Origin of the sequence: Pseudoduganella rivuli (genome assembly GCF_009674485.1) — a bacterium.
GTDB lineage: Bacteria > Pseudomonadota > Gammaproteobacteria > Burkholderiales > Burkholderiaceae_D > Rugamonas > Rugamonas rivuli_B.
Genome location: NZ_WKJJ01000023.1, coordinates 1 through 16304 on the forward strand (window position 1 = coordinate 1; position 16304 = coordinate 16304).

General features: G+C 51.7%; 13 protein-coding genes, 1 tRNA gene and 1 pseudogene. 8 read left to right on the forward strand and 7 right to left on the reverse strand.

From position 1 onward, the window contains the following. Nucleotides 1-113: transposase (locus GJ700_RS28690; RefSeq protein WP_154379529.1), on the forward strand; the 113-nt coding region annotated here is incomplete at its 5' end. Here the strand turns inward: GJ700_RS28690 and GJ700_RS28695 are convergent. The 4 genes and pseudogenes from GJ700_RS28695 to mscL all read right to left on the reverse strand — a co-directional run. Next, nucleotides 62-487, reverse strand: a pseudogene (locus GJ700_RS28695) (isocitrate/isopropylmalate family dehydrogenase); the annotation flags it as partial. The gene GJ700_RS28690 and the pseudogene GJ700_RS28695 overlap by 52 nt on opposite strands. Beyond that, a complete protein-coding gene (locus GJ700_RS28700; protein WP_154380514.1) occupies nucleotides 484-1179 on the reverse strand; it encodes a DUF2461 domain-containing protein in 696 nt (231 codons plus the stop codon). The gene GJ700_RS28700 and the pseudogene GJ700_RS28695, both read right to left, overlap by 4 nt. Nucleotides 1180-1252: 73 nt before the next feature. Then, entirely contained in the window at nucleotides 1253-2431 is a 1179-nt protein-coding gene (locus GJ700_RS28705; protein ID WP_154380516.1) for a Do family serine endopeptidase, read from the reverse strand. Nucleotides 2432-2490: 59 nt separating this feature from the next. Continuing rightward, nucleotides 2491-2916, reverse strand: a complete 426-nt coding sequence (gene mscL, locus GJ700_RS28710) for a large conductance mechanosensitive channel protein MscL (protein WP_154380517.1) — start codon at nucleotides 2914-2916, stop codon at nucleotides 2491-2493. Nucleotides 2917-3161: 245 nt separating this feature from the next. On the opposite strand from mscL, the gene petA reads away from it, so the two are divergent. The 7 genes from petA (at nucleotide 3162) to GJ700_RS28745 (ending at nucleotide 8715) form a co-directional block, all read left to right on the forward strand. Next, nucleotides 3162-3770, forward strand: a complete 609-nt coding sequence (gene petA / locus GJ700_RS28715; RefSeq protein ID WP_154380519.1) for a ubiquinol-cytochrome c reductase iron-sulfur subunit — start codon at nucleotides 3162-3164, stop codon at nucleotides 3768-3770. A gap of 2 nt (nucleotides 3771-3772) precedes the next feature. Next, the gene (locus tag GJ700_RS28720; RefSeq protein WP_154380521.1) at nucleotides 3773-5185 is read left to right on the forward strand and encodes a cytochrome b; all 1413 of its coding nucleotides are present in this window, start codon (nucleotides 3773-3775) and stop codon (nucleotides 5183-5185) included. A gap of 30 nt (nucleotides 5186-5215) precedes the next feature. Continuing rightward, nucleotides 5216-5983: a cytochrome c1 gene (locus tag GJ700_RS28725; RefSeq protein ID WP_154380523.1), complete on the forward strand. Its 768-nt coding sequence runs from the start codon at nucleotides 5216-5218 to the stop codon at nucleotides 5981-5983. A 124-nt stretch (nucleotides 5984-6107) separates the two neighbouring features. Beyond that, entirely contained in the window at nucleotides 6108-6719 is a 612-nt protein-coding gene (locus GJ700_RS28730) for a glutathione S-transferase N-terminal domain-containing protein (protein ID WP_050409980.1), read from the forward strand. A gap of 4 nt (nucleotides 6720-6723) precedes the next feature. Continuing rightward, nucleotides 6724-7218 (forward strand): ClpXP protease specificity-enhancing factor, encoded by a 495-nt coding sequence (locus GJ700_RS28735; protein WP_154380524.1) that lies wholly within the window; start codon nucleotides 6724-6726, stop codon nucleotides 7216-7218. 26 nt (nucleotides 7219-7244) lie between these two features. Continuing rightward, nucleotides 7245-7320, forward strand: a tRNA-Thr gene (locus GJ700_RS28740). A gap of 177 nt (nucleotides 7321-7497) precedes the next feature. Then, complete coding sequence (locus GJ700_RS28745; RefSeq protein WP_154380525.1) at nucleotides 7498-8715, forward strand: tyrosine-type recombinase/integrase; 1218 nt, start codon at nucleotides 7498-7500, stop codon at nucleotides 8713-8715. Nucleotides 8716-8799: 84 nt separating this feature from the next. Here the strand turns inward: GJ700_RS28745 and GJ700_RS28750 are convergent, their stop codons facing one another. From GJ700_RS28750 to GJ700_RS28760, 3 genes are all read right to left on the reverse strand, one after another. Further along, nucleotides 8800-10713 (reverse strand): hypothetical protein, encoded by a 1914-nt coding sequence (locus tag GJ700_RS28750; protein WP_154380526.1) that lies wholly within the window; start codon nucleotides 10711-10713, stop codon nucleotides 8800-8802. Then, nucleotides 10700-15133, reverse strand: a complete 4434-nt coding sequence (locus tag GJ700_RS28755; protein ID WP_154380527.1) for an HTH domain-containing protein — start codon at nucleotides 15131-15133, stop codon at nucleotides 10700-10702. The genes GJ700_RS28750 and GJ700_RS28755 overlap by 14 nt, the downstream gene beginning before the upstream one ends. A gap of 256 nt (nucleotides 15134-15389) precedes the next feature. Beyond that, complete coding sequence (locus tag GJ700_RS28760; RefSeq protein ID WP_154380528.1) at nucleotides 15390-16151, reverse strand: esterase/lipase family protein; 762 nt, start codon at nucleotides 16149-16151, stop codon at nucleotides 15390-15392. Between the last annotated feature and the right edge of the window lie 153 nt (nucleotides 16152-16304).

Sequence of the window (16304 nt, forward strand, 5' to 3'; positions counted from 1 at the left end):
AGCTCGAGGGCATCAACAACAAGATAAAGGTAATGAAACGGATGGCCTATGGCTATCGCGACTCGGAATTCTTCTTCCTGAAGATCAAAGCAGCGTTTCCCGGCAATCCGTGAAGAACCTTTTTATTGGCCAGCGGGCACGGCACGCCGGGCATCAGCCGCACGGGCCGCAAGTTCACGTACTGGTCGAACTCGCGGCGGAACTTGATCAGCGAACCCCACAGTGAAATATGGTCCGGCACGGTATCGGGCCAGCCGACCGCGCCGAAATAGATCGCGTCAAAGCCCTTCAACTGGTCGAACCAGTCATCCGGCATCATCTTGCCGTGTTGCCGGTAGTAATCGCAGTGGGCCCAGTCGAATGCCGTGAACTCCAGTGCCAGGCCGAATTTGGCGGCGGCCGCGCGCAGGACGCGCAAGCCTTCCGGCATCACTTCCTTGCCGATGCCGTCGCCGGCAATGACGGCGATGCGTTTTGAACTGGTCATGCCGCCTCCTCTTCTTCATCGACGCGCGCCGCGCGCATCCACTGCACCAGCGGATAGGCGTCCTTCATGCCATTGGCAATCAATGGCAGCAGCAAATCCGGCTTGTTCAAGTCGAGATCGATCTCGGTCCACACGAAAAAGCTTTTCAGCTTGATGTATTCAATGTGTTCGTGGTCCGCGTCGAAACCCTTGGGCGGGCGCTGCAGCTTGCCTTCATTCTGGATGGTGCCGTAGCGCATCTTCAGGTGCTTATTCTTCAGCACCTTGCTGAATCCGGCCGCGTCTTCCACCATGGCGCGGCGCAGCGCCTTGATGCGGTGCGGTGGCGGCATGTATTCGCCGGCGCCGAACAGCAGGCGACCCTCGCCGTCGAGCTGGAAATAATAGGTGGGACCGCCGGCTTTCGACGGGCGCCGCATGTCGTTGGGGGCGATGGCGGCCGAGAAGCGGGTCTTGTACGGGCTTTTGTCGTTGGCGAAGCGCACGTCGCGGTTGATGCGGAACATGGCTTTCTTGGGATTGCAAAACTTGACGGCCGGGTCGAACTTGCCCAGTTCGACGATCAGCTGGGTCACCAGTTGCAGGAACTCTTCGCGCAGGATGTCGTAGCGCGGCTTGTTCATGATGAACCAGGGACGGTTGTTGTTGTCGGCCAGCTCGGTGAGGTAATTTTTCAGGTCGCGCAGGTGCATGAGGGTGTCGAAATATCGGGATGGAGACGGGCCATTATGCCGTCGCCCCGTTCACTTCGCCATTACTTCGCTATTACTTCGCCACCGGCCGTTTGCCCACGGTGACCGCCAGCTCGGTTTCCCGGCTCTTGCGCAGTACGCGCATGGTGGCCTTGCCGCCCGGCTGCAGGGCGGCGATCAGGTTCAGCATCTCGTTGGTGTCGTGCACGTCCTTGCCTTCCACCGAGACCAGGATGTCGCCCGGCTTGATGCCGGCCTTGTCGGCGGGACCATTGCGCACCACGCCGGCGATGATGGCGCCACTGGTGCGCTGCAAGCCGAAGCTTTCCGCCAGTTCCGGCGTGATTTCCTGCGATTCCACGCCAATCCAGCCCCGCACCACGTGGCCGGAGGCAATGATGGCATCCATGACGGATTTTGCCGTCGACACGGGAATGGCAAAGCCAATGCCGACCGAACCGCCGGTTTGCGAATAAATCGCGGAATTAATGCCGAGTAAATTCCCGTTGGTATCAATCAGCGCGCCGCCGGAATTGCCGAAATTAATGGCGGCGTCGGTTTGGATGAAATTCTCGAAATTATTGATGCGCAGGTTATTCCGGCCCAGCGCGGAAATAATCCCCATGGTGACGGTCTGGCCGACGCCAAACGGATTGCCGATCGCCAGCACCACGTCGCCCACTTTCGCGGATTCCGCATGGCCCAGCACGATGACGGGCAGCTTGTCGAGTTCGATTTTAATCACGGCCAAGTCGGTTTCCGGGTCCGTCCCGACGACTTTGGCCGTACCTTTGCGGCCGTCCGGCAACACCACCTGGATATCGTCGGCGGCGTCCACCACGTGGTTGTTGGTGAGGATATAGCCGGCCGGACTGACAATGACGCCCGAACCCAGGCTGGACTGGTCATCGTCGCCGTCGTCGCGTTCACCCGGTTCGCCACCCCGTTCGCCGCGCTCAAAGAAGCGGCGGAAAAACGGGTCGCGCGACAGTGGATGCTTGCGCCTTGGCGCCTTGGTGGTCAGGACGTTGACGACCGCCGGCATCGCGCGCGATGCCGCCAGGCGGTACGAGCCGGGCGAAGGGGGGCCGTTCGGCGCTTCCAGCAACGTGACAGGGCGGGCACTGCCCGTGCCAAGTTGCCGTACCGCAGCCGGCAGGCTGGCCGCGTCGGGCCGTACCGCGTTGTAGACGAAATACAGCGCCAGGACCACGGTCACCGTTTGCGCAAACAACAACCAGAGGCGTCGCATGATAGTCATCCCGATGATCATCCCCGGTGACGGGCCATCGGGAACACTTCCATTGTCGCTTACTTCTGCTTCAGCGCGTCGCGGATTTCACGCAGCAGCACGATATCTTCCGCGGTCGGCTGCGGCTCGGCCGGCGCGGCCGGCGGCTCGTCACGACGGGCTTTTTGCAGCAGGCGCACCATCTGGAAGATGATGAACGCCAATATGATGAAGTTTAGCAGGATGGTCAGGAAGTTACCGTACGCCAGCACCGCGCCCAGTTTTTTGGCTTCCGCCAGCGACAAGCTCGTCGCCTGGCCATTCAGGGGCAAGTAGTAATTGGCGAAATCCAGGCCCCCGATCAGTTTGCCGATGGGCGGCATGATGATGTCCTGCACCAGCGAATCGACGATCTTGCTGAATGCCGCACCGACGATCACACCGACCGCGAGATCGACCACATTGCCCTTCATGGCAAATTCTTTGAACTCCTGCATCATGCCCATATGCATACTCCCGATTAATTGACCAGTCGATCATAGCTGCAATCTGTTGCTTTTCACAACACATTGCTGGGTGGATATCGCTAGGACAATTTAGCCATGGACGGCGTTGCACGATGTGGGGCAGAATTTACACAAATACTACGTTTTCCTTTAATTCAAAAAACTTTTGTCCTACAATTTAAGGTTGCTGCAAGCTCAGTAGTCGTATAACAACTATTTCGCAATTTGATGATTGGGGTTTGTGTATGAGTATCGAAAAGCAGGTCGATCCCGGCCGACGCGGTTTGCTGGCTGCCACATGTGCAGCGGGCGGCGTAGTAGGTTTGTCTGCCACGGGCGCCTTGGTCAGTACCTTCCAGCCGTCCGAACGGGCGAAAGCAGCCGGCGCGCCGGTTGAAGTCGACATCAGCTCTCTGCAGCCGGGCGAGATGAAGACGGTGGAATGGCGTGGTAAGCCGGTGTGGATCCTGCGCCGCACGCCGGAAATGATCGCATCGCTGAAAAAAACCGACGGCCAGGTGGCCGATCCCCAATCGAAACGTAATCCTGACGAATTCACGCCAGAATACTGCCGCAACGAAGCGCGCGCGATTAAAGCGGAATACCTGGTCGCGATCGGCATCTGCACCCACCTGGGCTGCTCGCCATCGACCAAGTTCGTGCCGGGCCCGCAATCGTCGCTACCGGATGACTGGGCTGGCGGCTTCCTGTGCCCTTGCCACGGTTCCACCTTCGACCTGGCCGGCCGCGTGTTCAAGAACAAGCCTGCGCCGGACAACCTGCCTGTGCCACGCCACATGTACCTGAGCGACACCAAGCTGATCATTGGTAAAGACCAGAAAGGCGAGGCATAACCATGGGTGCATTTAAAGAAACCAAGTTTCCTGCCAATGCACCGGCCGCGCAAAAGGCCCTGGGCTGGGTCGACGACCGTTTTCCGCTGACCAAACTGTGGAACGACCAGTGGGGCAAGTACTACGCTCCCAAGAACTTCAACTTCTGGTACATCTTCGGCTCGCTGGCCATGCTGGTGCTGGTGCTGCAGATCGTTACCGGTATTTTCCTGACCATGCACTACAAGCCGGACGCCAACCTGGCCTTCGGTTCGGTTGAATACATCATGCGTGAAGTGCCGTGGGGCTGGCTGGTGCGCTACATGCACTCGACCGGCGCGTCCGCGTTCTTCATCATTGTCTACCTGCACATGACCCGCGGCCTGCTGTACGGTTCGTACCGCAAGCCACGCGAACTGATCTGGCTGTTCGGTTTCGCCATCTTCCTGTGCCTGATGGCCGAAGCGTTCTTCGGCTACCTGCTGCCATGGGGCCAGATGTCGTACTGGGGCGCGCAGGTGATCGTCAACCTGTTCGGCGCGATTCCACTGATCGGCCCAGACCTGTCGCTGTGGATCCGCGGCGACTACGTGGTGTCCGACGCGACGCTGAACCGCTTCTTCGCGTTCCACGTGATCGCGATTCCGCTGGTCCTGCTGGGCCTGGTGGCGGCGCACTTGATCGCGCTGCACGAAGTGGGCTCGTCCAATCCGGACGGCATCGAAGTCAAGGAAAACCTGGGCCCGGACGGCCACCCGGTCGATTCGATCCCATCGCACCCGTACTACACCGTGCACGACCTGTTCGGCGTGTCGGTGTTCCTGCTGATCTTCTCGACGGTGGTGTTCTTCGCGCCGGAAATGGGCGGATATTTCCTGGAGTACAACAACTTCCTGCCAGGCGATTCGCTGAAGACCCCGCTGCATATTGCGCCAACCTGGTACTTCACGCCGTTCTACTCGGTGCTGCGCGCCACCACCGCCGACTTCATGTGGGTGCTGATGTTTGCCGTGGCCGCTTACGTGGCGTTCCTGTGGCTGAAGTCGCGCCTGTCCGGCATGGTCAAGACCGTCATCGCCGTGGTGGCGCTGGTGGCTATCGTCGGCATGCTGCCTTCCGTGCTGGATGCGAAATTCTGGGGCGTGGTGTTCTTCGGTTCGTCGGTCGTGATCCTGGCCTTCCTGCCATGGCTGGACCACTCCAAGGTGAAATCGATCCGCTACCGTCCGGACTGGCATAAATATGTATACATGCTGTTCGGCATCGCGTTCATCGCGCTGGGCTACCTGGGTACCCAGCCGCCGAGCCCGATCGGCACCGTCGTGTCGCAAGTGTGCACGCTGTACTACTTTGCCTTCTTCCTGCTGATGCCATGGTGGAGCGAAATGGGCCAGTTCAAACAGGTCCCATCCCGCGTCACGTACCACGCGCATTGATAGCCGACCATCGCTGAAGAGGACATGTACATGAATTTTGCTAAAAAGTTAATTGCAATCCTGGCACTGGTCGTCCCCGGACTGGCGCTGGCCAACGAGGGCGGCCACCCGCTGGACAAGGCGCCGGACCGCTCGACCAACATGGCTGCCCTGCAAAATGGCGCCAAGTTGTTTGTGAACTACTGCCTGAACTGCCATAATGCGTCTTCGATGCGTTATAACCGGTTGAAAGACCTGGGCCTGACGGAAGAGCAGATCAAGGGCAACCTGTTGTTTACTGCTGAAAAAGTGGGCGAAATGATGACGACGGCAATGCCGGCCAAGGATGCCAAGGCCTGGTTCGGCGCCGTTCCACCGGATTTGTCCGTGATTTCGCGCGCCAAAGCTTCGTCCGCAGGCACGGGTGGCGACTACCTGTATACTTATCTGCGTACTTTCTACAAGGATGACAACCGGCCGACCGGCTGGAACAACCTGGTACTGCAAAACGCGGCAATGCCGCACGTCCTGTGGGAATTGCAGGGCGTACAAAGCGCCAAATTTGCAGAGGAAGCGGATCCACACGATCCAGGCAAGAAAGTGCACAAATTCGTTGGTTTTGAGCAGGTGAAAGCTGGCTCGATGAGCAAGCTGGAGTTCGACACGGCCGTGGCGGACCTGGTGGGCTACATGGAGTGGATGGCTGAACCTGCCCAGCAAACCCGCAAACGCCTGGGCGTTTGGGTGTTGCTGTTCCTGTCCTGCTTTGTGCTCCTGGCGTGGCGCCTGAACGCATCGTACTGGAAGGAAGTTAAATAAGAGTATGGCGGCCCGGCTCGTTCGGGCCTTCATTATGTTTTGCGCCGCCCGCGAGGCGGGCGCGCTCCTTGGGGTGAGCCGCTTTTGCGGCTACATCCCATTTTGTTTCTAAGGAACTACAAAAATGATGGTTCTCTACTCGGGTACGACCTGCCCCTTCTCGCAACGCTGCCGCCTGGTCCTGTTTGAAAAAGGCATGGATTTCGAAGTGCGCGATGTGGACTTGTTCAACAAGCCGGAAGACATCTCGACCATGAACCCGTATGGCCAGGTGCCGATCCTGGTCGAGCGCGAACTGATCCTGTACGAATCGAACATCATCAATGAGTACATCGATGAGCGCTTCCCGCACCCGCAACTGATGCCGGCCGACCCGCTGATGCGCGCCCGTGCCCGCCTGATGCTGTTCAACTTCGAAAAAGAACTGTTCGTGCACGTGCACACGCTGGAATCCGAGCGTGCCAAGGCCAACGACAAGAGCCACGACAAGGCACGCGCGGAAATCCGCGACCGTCTGACCACCTTGGCGCCGCTGTTCCTGAAGAACAAGTACATGCTGGGCGACGAATTCTCGATGCTGGACGTGGCCGTGGCTCCGCTGCTGTGGCGCCTGGATCACTACGGTATCGAACTGTCGAAAACCGCTGCGCCGCTGATGAAATACGCCGAGCGTATCTTCTCGCGTCCAGCCTACATCGAAGCGCTGACCCCGTCTGAAAAGGTCATGCGCCGTTAATACCATGGCAGATATCTCCACCAAGCCCTACATGCTGCGCGCCATCTACGAGTGGTGCACCGACAGCGGCTATACGCCTTACCTGGCCGTCAAAGTCGATGCCGCCACCACGGTACCGATGGAATACGTGAAGAAGGGCGAAATTGTGCTCAACATCAGCTTTGGCGCCACTTCGGGGCTGAAGATGGACAATGACAGCATCCGCTTCCACGCCCGCTTCGGCGGCGTGTCGCGCGAAATTTTCGTGCCGGTGAATAACGTCATGGCCATCTATGCCAACGAAAACGGCCAGGGCATGGCGTTCGAGCCGCAACTGGGCCAGTACGAACCGCCAGCCGCCCCGGCGCCAGCCCCATCGGCGCCAACGCTGGCCCCCGTGCCAAGCCCGGCGCCGTCAGCCGAGTCCCGTCCCGCCGACACCAACGGCACGGACGCCCCGGACGACGGAGGCGAACCGCCGAAAAAGGGCGGCCGTCCTACCCTGACGCGTATCAAATAGCGTATAATCCGCGCTGAAAAGTTTACGCCGGCTTAGCTCATTTGGTAGAGCAGTTGATTTGTAATCATCAGGTGGCCAGTTCGAAACCGGCAGCCGGCACCAAGTTACTGATGCAAGTTGTATCAGGCAGTATCGAAAACCCGCCTCTCTCATAGGGAGCGCGGGTTTTTTGTTGTCCCGGGTAGGCTTACGATGTAGCGCGCAAGCGCACGGAAATACCGGCATTTCTGACGGTATACGCCGTCAGCGCAAAAGTGAGATGCCGTCAGGGAGGCAGCCATGGCACTCACCGATTCCTTCACCCGGCTGGTCAAGCCCAACAAGCCGACTGGCGACAAGTATGCCGATGGCGGCGGCGTGTACCTGCTGGTGACGCAGGCTGGGAAATACTGGCGCTTGGACTACCGCTACCTTGGCAAGCGCAAGACCCTGGCGCTGGGCGTTTACCCGGCTGTCTCGCTGGCCAGCGCACGCAAGCGGCGCGATGAGGCCCGCACATTGTTGGCCGAGGGCATCGATCCCAGCCTGGCAAAACAGGAGGCGCACCTCGCCAGAAGTTCCGCCGCCCTGCAAACCTTCGAAGTGGTGGCCAAGCAATGGATGGTGAAAATTGCACCGACCCGCACAGCCAGTACGCAAGAGAAGGTGCAGCGCTGGCTGGACCAGAATCTCTTGCCCATGATCGGGAAAAAGCCGATTGCCGACATCAAGCCGCGTGACGTATTGGCCGCCATGCAGAAAATGGAGGCGCGGGGCGCGGTTGAGTCTGCCCATCGGGTGAAACAGCTCTGCGGGCAGATATTCCGGTTCGCTGTGGCGCTCGACTTGGTGGAGCGCGACGTTACCGTTGACTTGCGTGGCGCTCTCGCGCCGACCGTGCGGCGGAATTTCTCTGCCATCACGGAGCCGAAGCAAGTCGGGGCGCTGATGCGCGCCATTTACGATTACCACGGCTTTCCTGCGGCTGTGGCGGCGCTCAAACTGGCCCCCTTGGTGTTTGTTCGCCCTGGCGAGCTGCGGGCTGCCGAGTGGACGGAATTCGATCTGGATGCGGCTGAGTGGCGGATACCTGCGGCCAAGATGAAAATGAAGATCGAGCATCTTGTGCCGCTCAGCAGGCAAGCGGTGGACATCTTACGCGATCTGCACCCGATCACTGGCGATGGGCGGTATGTGTTCCCTAGCCTGCGCAGCAAGGCTTGCATGAGCGAAAACACCATCAATGCCGCGTTACGCTACATGGGGTATAGCAAGGAAGTCATGACCGGCCATGGTTTTCGCGCCATGGCCAGGACCATTCTGGATGAAGTGCTGGGGGAACGTCCCGACCTGATCGAGCATCAGCTTGCTCATACGGTGCGCGATCCGCTGGGACGTGCGTATAACCGGACGTCGCATTTACCCGCCAGACGAGAAATGATGCAGCGATGGGCTGATTATCTGGATAAGTTGCGGATTGGGGCTAAAGTTATTCCGCTCCATGGCAGTGCAGAATAGTGGGCGGGGAAGGCAGTGGGCAAGGATATTCGCCGATTCAAGGCAAGCTTCTAACTTAAAAATATTTTAAATTATCAATAAATTCTAGATGCTTTGAGGCAAAATCGACTGAAGGGCCGCATGGGCTCCTCCGCAATACCGCCAAAGATCGGGTTTTAGTCGGCAAAGCTGAAGCAATACAAAACGAATCGTCCGCGCCTCCACTTGGCTAAGATCTTGGAAGCTAAGTTCATTAAGCAATTTTCCGATGAAGTCCATCCAATCTCGTTCATTCGACCTAGCTGCAGCGGAAATTAATCCGATTGTAAGAGCTTGATCAGCACTCAACGATTGCTCAGAGCAATTCCTTTGTACTCGCATTAAAATAATTATCTCATCTGCGAGTGCTGGATTTCTGGCGGCAGCTGCGACGGTAGCAAGGCCATTCAGAACTGCCGCGAAATTATCTGTGTTATTAGCCGAACGTAATTGATAATTTGCCGCCCTCAAAGCCTTTGCCGCCAAATTTGCTTGCTCTTCATTTAGCTTGAAAACGAGCGCCGAATTTACAAGGGGAATGAAAGACGAAAGCTCCAGTGGCAAAGACGAAAGTGCAGTTTCAATTGCCTCACTTAAATCATGAGGCAGCATCACTGCGGATTCCATGCCCCCCTCTAGTGGGCCGGGAAGATATGCAAAGGGGAAATGTACTTCATTCTTTAATTCAGAGGATTGAAGAATATATTCCCTAAGATATTCATGTAAAGTCGTGGAGTTTCGCTGGGCTGTCATCAATATTCGTCCAAGAAACTCCGCCTTAAGTTGTGCGGGATTGAGATAATCAGATTGCCATCTAGGTTCCTTACGGAGGTCAATTAAAGTTTGAATAAAAAAAAGAGGCTTCCGGCTGTGGCATTGAGTTTCGGAAAGGTGAATTACATTGGTTTTATTTTTCAAAACCGCCCAGTTTATGGAGGCCGCATGCGAAAAAATTGCTAGTCGTCGCCAATATGGGGGGGAGGAAATAAAAAGTCCATTTCGCGCTAACTCACCACCTACCAAAAATACTAAGTCGCAAAACTGAGAAAGTTCTCCAGATGCTGAAAGATCATCATCCACTATAGACTTAATCATTTGAACGGCATAGCCGGCAATCTTGAGGTTGCAGTTATAATAAGTCAAAGCTAGTTCAACGGCGCCAATTTTTGAGAGAACATCGGCGTTATTGGATAGCCATTCAAATGTGTCTTCTAATTCATTAATCTGAAACGAATTTAATGCAATCGAATCTACTAAGGAAGAATGTGCGGATTGACGAAGAATCTTCTTCAGACCTTCAGTTCGTTCAAAATCGATAATTTCATCAAATTTTCTCTTAGATACCATCTTTGAAAATGAGAAAATATCTTCATTCTGCCCAACAGCACCTACAAGGTCCTCGTAATAGGACTCGAAATCAGGAATGAGCGTGGGATAGTCCACCTCCCCACTCTTCATTCGTTCCAGGATTATCTGATCAATCCCTCCAGGTGAAGTAGCTAATTCGTCTAGCAACTGAGATAGTTCTTCATCGTGCAAGGCTCTCGCTAAAACTAAATTTAGCCAGTGCAGGCGCTTAGGTTTGGTCATGCCGACTTTAAATGCAAAAGTCTTAAATATTACACTCCGAACTTCAGGGTCGGGGTGCAAAGCAAAGCAATCTGAAACAACGAAGTTGATGTCAGCGTGTTGGAATTTAATGCTAGCTCTAGTTGGTAAGTCAGAGTTAACTAAAACCCACTCCCGTCCGGATTTGTCTGAAATGCTAACTTGTTCTTTTTTTTGATAGAGATCTCTAATAGCATCAAAAATATTTTTTCGAAGAAAAGACAATGCATCAGATCCAAACGATATCCAATTGGATGTCGCTTCAGATAAGTCGACCCCACAAGATTTTCGTCTTATTAAGTCATCCTGAATCGATGGTGGGTAGAATTTTAACGCCATTAGCGTCATCTTCACTTCATCATCGTAACTCATCGTTATCTTCCAGTGTGTAGTCTTTGGAGGCGATTTCCGCAATCGTGTTGCCGCACCATGTGAGAATATCTCCGTATACGTCGGGGTGATTACTCTTTAAATTGAAGATAACATCTCTCTCTAACCAGCGCCAATATCTGTTGCGTAATTCTAGAGAATCCACATTTGTCAAATTCAAAATAAGTAACATATTTTGCATTTTATATTGGTGAATTGCATTTTCAAAACTCGTATCTTCAGGAAGAATTGATGCCCATTCAAGAGCATCAATTTGCTTCCAGAGCCAGTTCGATCTTGCTGCTGCAATGTCTTCACTCACTCCACTCAACCATTGGTTCTTCAAGGAAGTAGTAAAAACCCGCATGATGCTCTCAAGCCAAGGACCCTCCTTCGGAATTCTTAATGCATCTGACATCCTGATCTTTAATAGATATTCACGGACTGCCCTAAGTTCAGCATTCTCGATGATAACGCCGTCGCGAACGGTAGATAATTCAAAGTAATACTGTAACTCGAGCAGATCAATCGGAACAAACACATAACAAGCTCGCCGTAATGTGGTCATTGCTCCATAAAATTGCTCTTTTCGTAGAACTCCGGAATAATTCCATGAGCTAAGTAAGTCAATGGAGGTTATTATCGGAGTTTCTTTCTTAGTAGTATTGTCAGAAAGGAGTGTGTGGTGATTCAAATACCTATCATCCACCATAAGAATATCAATGTTTTCAATATTCTGGAATACAGAAAGAGATGGGTGGGCGATCAACTCGTAATCAGAAATGTCGGAATCTTTAGGCGCAGGCGATAATACAATATCACCCTCGGCAATCCCGGTCTCTAGGTACGATTTAATATCGTCAATTACTGTTAGCTGCTCAGGTGCTAAGTGCTCGAAGTCAATCAAGGATTTAGCATGCGCTACTGAAGCAGGTGATAAATACACTTTTAGCCCCGATTTATGCAAGTGATTCAGTATCCCTGCATGATACAAGTGTATGAAAGTCAAATCATCGAAGTAAACAGTTGCACCGTCAGGAAGTTCAATGTTGCAACATGTGAGTTGACCCTGCATTTTCAAATAGTCGGTTGCAAGTTGTTGCTCGCGAATCGTAATATGCCCCATGGTTATAAGTTTATTTAGAACGCTTCCAGCGTGGCATAAAATATCGGAATAAGCGCTTAAGTCTACTTCCTCTTCACGAAGTGATCCCACTCGATGCACTGGGAATGAAGTGGCTACAAAGTGATTGGTATAGCCATCATTCCGTTTCATAGAAACTTCGGAAATCAGTGCAGAAAGCTCGTTGCCAATTTCAAAGGCTAGATCAGAGTTAATTGGAGCTTTTTCAGATGAAATGAATATTTCACCAAGTGAAATTAATTGAAGGGTGAAAATGGATCGTTTTATCTGTGATGGCTGGTGGAATTTAACCTTTTTTCTTTCCTTAAAGAATAATGGTAAGGTTGAATGTGGAATCGAAATGGTTTTAAATGTAGACTTTAATTTATCCAATAATCCGAGTCGACCTAGTGTCAAAATCGCAGTGGCATCAAGCGCCAGATGTCCGTTCGAAATTGCTACAGGTACTCGAGCACCACTAAACGCGGAGATAATTGCTCGACGACGCGTGTCGGCCTGATTGATGTTTAGTATCCCGTTCGCCAACACGAGGTCAACTAACGTACGATTCAGCATTTTTGCAGCTAAGAATGTCGGCATTTCACCTGAGATAGTATTCTTGATTGTCTCAGTCGCGCGGCGATTCCAGTCTGGTTGTGAATCTACTACTTCTTTTAAAGATAATTTGCGAACTGGGCCATCGTCTCCTGAATATTCTGCCGCTCTGTTCAGCCAAGATGAAGAAATCTCGCCCAAATCCCAGTCAGCTTCCGTTGCAAGCATATAGCCGTCGAGCAGGATTTGTGGACTGGTTGGCGAAATTTCTATCGCAGCGAGCATTAGGTCTTTGGCACGTGGTGCTGAGATATGTAATCCAATACGCGCGCTGTGCATTAATTCCTCAGCGCTCCGCTTTTCTCTATTTTTCCACTGCTTCTCAGCAAACTCGGCTAAAGACTCCCAAGCGCCAGAGGCAATGGCTATGTTCACTTCAAGCAATCTATCTCTTCGGTCGTCCCTTTGAGATAAAAGGTGCTGCAGCACGTTTGATGCTTCGTATAGCCTTCCGGCCCGAAATAATACCCAACTCCATGATGTCATCAGAATTTCTGACTGCTCAATAATGGCAGTATGTGCGCTTAGAAATTGCTCTAACTTATCGCACATGCCTGAATTTTCAAGCGCGATTACCAACGTTTCGGCATCTCCGATAGATTTTGTTTGTGTGTATAGTTCGCCAGAGTATTGCACCAGTTGATCCCAGTCTTTATTCTGAAGAAGCGCATCAACAAGGGATGATAGGTCAGATATCTTTTTCGATTCTTTGTACTGAATAATACGTGCTGTTACACTGGCATCACTTCCCGCTGCACCGGCAATGAACCGTCGAAGTTTTTCCAAGGTGCTCTCGGGCACGCCGCTTTCTTTGAGTTTAACAATTTTCTCTTCGGCCAGTTCTAGTTGACCGCTAGAGGTAAGTGCTTGAATTTCAATACTATCAAGCAAATCAGGAATAAGATGGCCCTGCAGCTGAGGTCTGTGTTGTGACAAATATTTCAACACCGCTAGCGGCGTGCCTTGATTTAATGTCAATACAAGTCGAGCAAAGGCTGCATCTAAGGATGCACCACCGTTAATAGCGTCTTGCTTATCAATTTCACGTTCGACAGAATCAAAATCCAACTTTAAGCCAAACCTGAACGCAAAATTCACACGTCTTAATGGATACTCACTGTGGTCCAAGCTTCTTTTGAGTAAATTGAGACCTTCATCTTTACTCTCAGGATCTCTGAGCATTAACCACAAATGGTAATCAGAGGCAGTATGTTCCAATTCACGGCAAAAAAGGTCTTTGGCGGCGATTGAAGCGCGTAGGAATAAATCTCTTGCCTTTCTTCTTAGTAATATTTCATGCTCATCATCATTGAGCGGAAAAGTATCTAATTCAAATGGAATATGGGACTCGAGACCTTTCCGTAGTTCAGCAGGTACTGCTAGGAACAGGTTTGACAGTGCGGCAGTGAACAGAAGAACTGGAGATTGTTCAAAGTCGGCTTCATGGATAGTAGCTGCTAAATTCAGAGCATCTTCCCATTTTTCGCTGGCAATTAATGAAGTGACCCAGAAAAATTTTCCATCGCCGTCTAAGCTGCCAAAATCTAGTTCAGACTTAGCGGCCCACTCCAATGCTGAAGAAGATCCTAATTCCTGTTGCGCAATTATGAAACGCGCAGAACGGGATAATGGATCTTCAGACCTTGAAAGCGCAATTTGAGCTTGGCTATATTGTCCTTCTAATCGCAAAAGTATACTTTCGGCGACTTGTGTCTCTTTGCAATCGGCTAATTCTGAAGCAGATCTCAGTAACGTACGGGCCTCGCAACGGTGCTCGGGATCGGCAAGAACTCTTGCGCACCAAGCTAACGCTCTGGCGCGTAAAGTAGTTGAGCCATATACTAACCCGCCAGTTAATACGGCGCTATATAATTTCTTTGCCTCCGCAACACGGTCGAATTCATGAAAGAATCTGCATTTCCTCAACCTATTTAGTCGCGATTCTATCTCGGCATCGACTAGAGGAACTACTTTTGGATTAGGTGGACCTTCGGTTTTTTCAGAAATCTGTATCAGTAAATCGTGATTCAGATTGGTAATTTGAAGGATCTCAGATTGGCCTTCTTCGATGCTCGTTATGGTGCGGGAGTTTTGATCAAGAATATTTTTAACAATTTGATCTGGATGTATGGCATTGAACGACTCAGCAAGGAATTTTCTGAGATGGACGTATACTTCGCTGGCACGACTGTGTGGTTTGCAGATCGAAAAATGATCTGCATCGATCGGAATCGGACGACTTGATAGTCCGGGATCACTGCTATCTGGCTTGGAAATTAGTCCCCAAAACCAGCTAGTAGGTTTAGTTTCCGTAAGAATCAAATGACGAATTCCTTTGGTAATGGCCCACTCTCGGTACCAGTGATTTAAGTCTCGTAATCCAGGGTTATTTCTTACTAACTCTACGGCAGCCGCTGATGGCCGGGTAAAAATCCGAAACCTATCTTTAAGGGATGCTTGGTCCGTACCCGAGTTGGGCGTTGCAATCAATGCCACGCGTCGAACTTGAGTCTGAAATTCCGCTGCATCAACGCGACTGGAAGCAAGTGAGCTAATTGTCCTCATCATTTGCTTGATGAGAAGGCCGCCTGTACTGTGTCCCACCAGTGCGACCTCGGGCCCTTTCAATTCGCTATGGGCTAAAATTAGCTCTAAGATGTTCAGCGCACGATCTGGTAGCGCCATAGAAGACTCAGAGGTCCAAAGAGAATTCGCTGCTTCGTATCCGACTGTCCAAATCGACACGGCAGGCAGATCTTTAGCAAACCATTTGATCCACAGTTCACGTGGAATACTGTCATTCTCCCAGCTCGTTTTGGGGCCTCCACCGTTACCATGAATGAACAAGACGTTTAGTCTCGTTGGTTGGTTGCCACTTACCTCAAGCTTTAAATTTGCCACAATACGTATCTCAGTCAAATTGTTGACGTTTTTCCAGCATTTATTGAGAAAGAAGTTTTCTTATATGAATATAAACATCCGATTGCTTTGTGGCAGGTTTCGATATTGAAGAGTGGTCTGCATCAATCGGAATTGGCCGGGTTTGTAAACCTGGGTCACTGCTATCTTCTTTTACAATGGTGCCGATATATCCAGTTGACTTCGTTTCGACAAGAATTAAGTGGGTAATACTTTTATTGGCAACCCATTCTCGATACCACAAGTTTAGATCTCTTAAGGCCGGGCTATTTCGCACAAGACCTTCCGTTGCGGCTGAAGGCCTAGTTAAAACACGTAGGGTATTCATGAGACTTGCTTGGCCCGAACCAGCGTGTGGTGTCGCGATAAATACAACATGGCGTACCAAGTCGCAAAACTTCGCGGCATCAGATCTTATAGATGAAAGGGAATCGGCGGTTCTTAGCATTTGCTTAATTATCAAGCCTCCCATGCTATGACCAACCAAGACTATCTCAGCTTCCATTGGCTGCTCTTTTGCCATTAATAGCTCTAGGATGTTAGTCGCCCGATCTTGGATCGCCATCGCGGTTTTTGAAGGAAACCAGCGCGTCTTTGGAGCCTCATATCCTATGGTCCAAATAGCAATGTCGTCGAAATCGGCATATAGCCAGCTAGGCCAAAATTGCGGTATAGTTTCCGAGCTTTGCCAAGTTGAAACTGGGTCGCCATTCAGTCCATGAATAAAGATAACATTCAATCGCGTTGGTAACCTTGATTTCTTGACTAATTTTAAATCTGCCAATTGGTTTTCCCGTAACTATTCTTGTTTATATGAACTCTCATCGTTTTTTTGTTGGGGTAGTTGACTTTTACCGAGTCCATAGACGAAATGAGTGATTTAAAGTAAAAAACCTAGGAATGGGTTGACCGATAAGTCATAGTGTACGTACCCAGT

Coding starts and splice junctions, on each gene's coding strand:
- GJ700_RS28725 (WP_154380523.1), top strand. CDS start 5,216: ATGAATTTTGCTAAAAAGTTAATTGCAATCCTGGCACTGGTCGTCCCC.
- GJ700_RS28700 (WP_154380514.1), bottom strand. CDS start 1,179: ATGCACCTGCGCGACCTGAAAAATTACCTCACCGAGCTGGCCGACAAC.
- GJ700_RS28705 (WP_154380516.1), bottom strand. CDS start 2,431: ATGCGACGCCTCTGGTTGTTGTTTGCGCAAACGGTGACCGTGGTCCTG.
- GJ700_RS28750 (WP_154380526.1), bottom strand. CDS start 10,713: ATGAGTTACGATGATGAAGTGAAGATGACGCTAATGGCGTTAAAATTC.
- GJ700_RS28745 (WP_154380525.1), top strand. CDS start 7,498: ATGGCACTCACCGATTCCTTCACCCGGCTGGTCAAGCCCAACAAGCCG.
- GJ700_RS28755 (WP_154380527.1), bottom strand. CDS start 15,133: ATGGCGCTACCAGATCGTGCGCTGAACATCTTAGAGCTAATTTTAGCC.
- mscL (WP_154380517.1), bottom strand. CDS start 2,916: ATGGGCATGATGCAGGAGTTCAAAGAATTTGCCATGAAGGGCAATGTG.
- GJ700_RS28730 (WP_050409980.1), top strand. CDS start 6,108: ATGATGGTTCTCTACTCGGGTACGACCTGCCCCTTCTCGCAACGCTGC.
- petA (WP_154380519.1), top strand. CDS start 3,162: ATGAGTATCGAAAAGCAGGTCGATCCCGGCCGACGCGGTTTGCTGGCT.
- GJ700_RS28720 (WP_154380521.1), top strand. CDS start 3,773: ATGGGTGCATTTAAAGAAACCAAGTTTCCTGCCAATGCACCGGCCGCG.
- GJ700_RS28735 (WP_154380524.1), top strand. CDS start 6,724: ATGGCAGATATCTCCACCAAGCCCTACATGCTGCGCGCCATCTACGAG.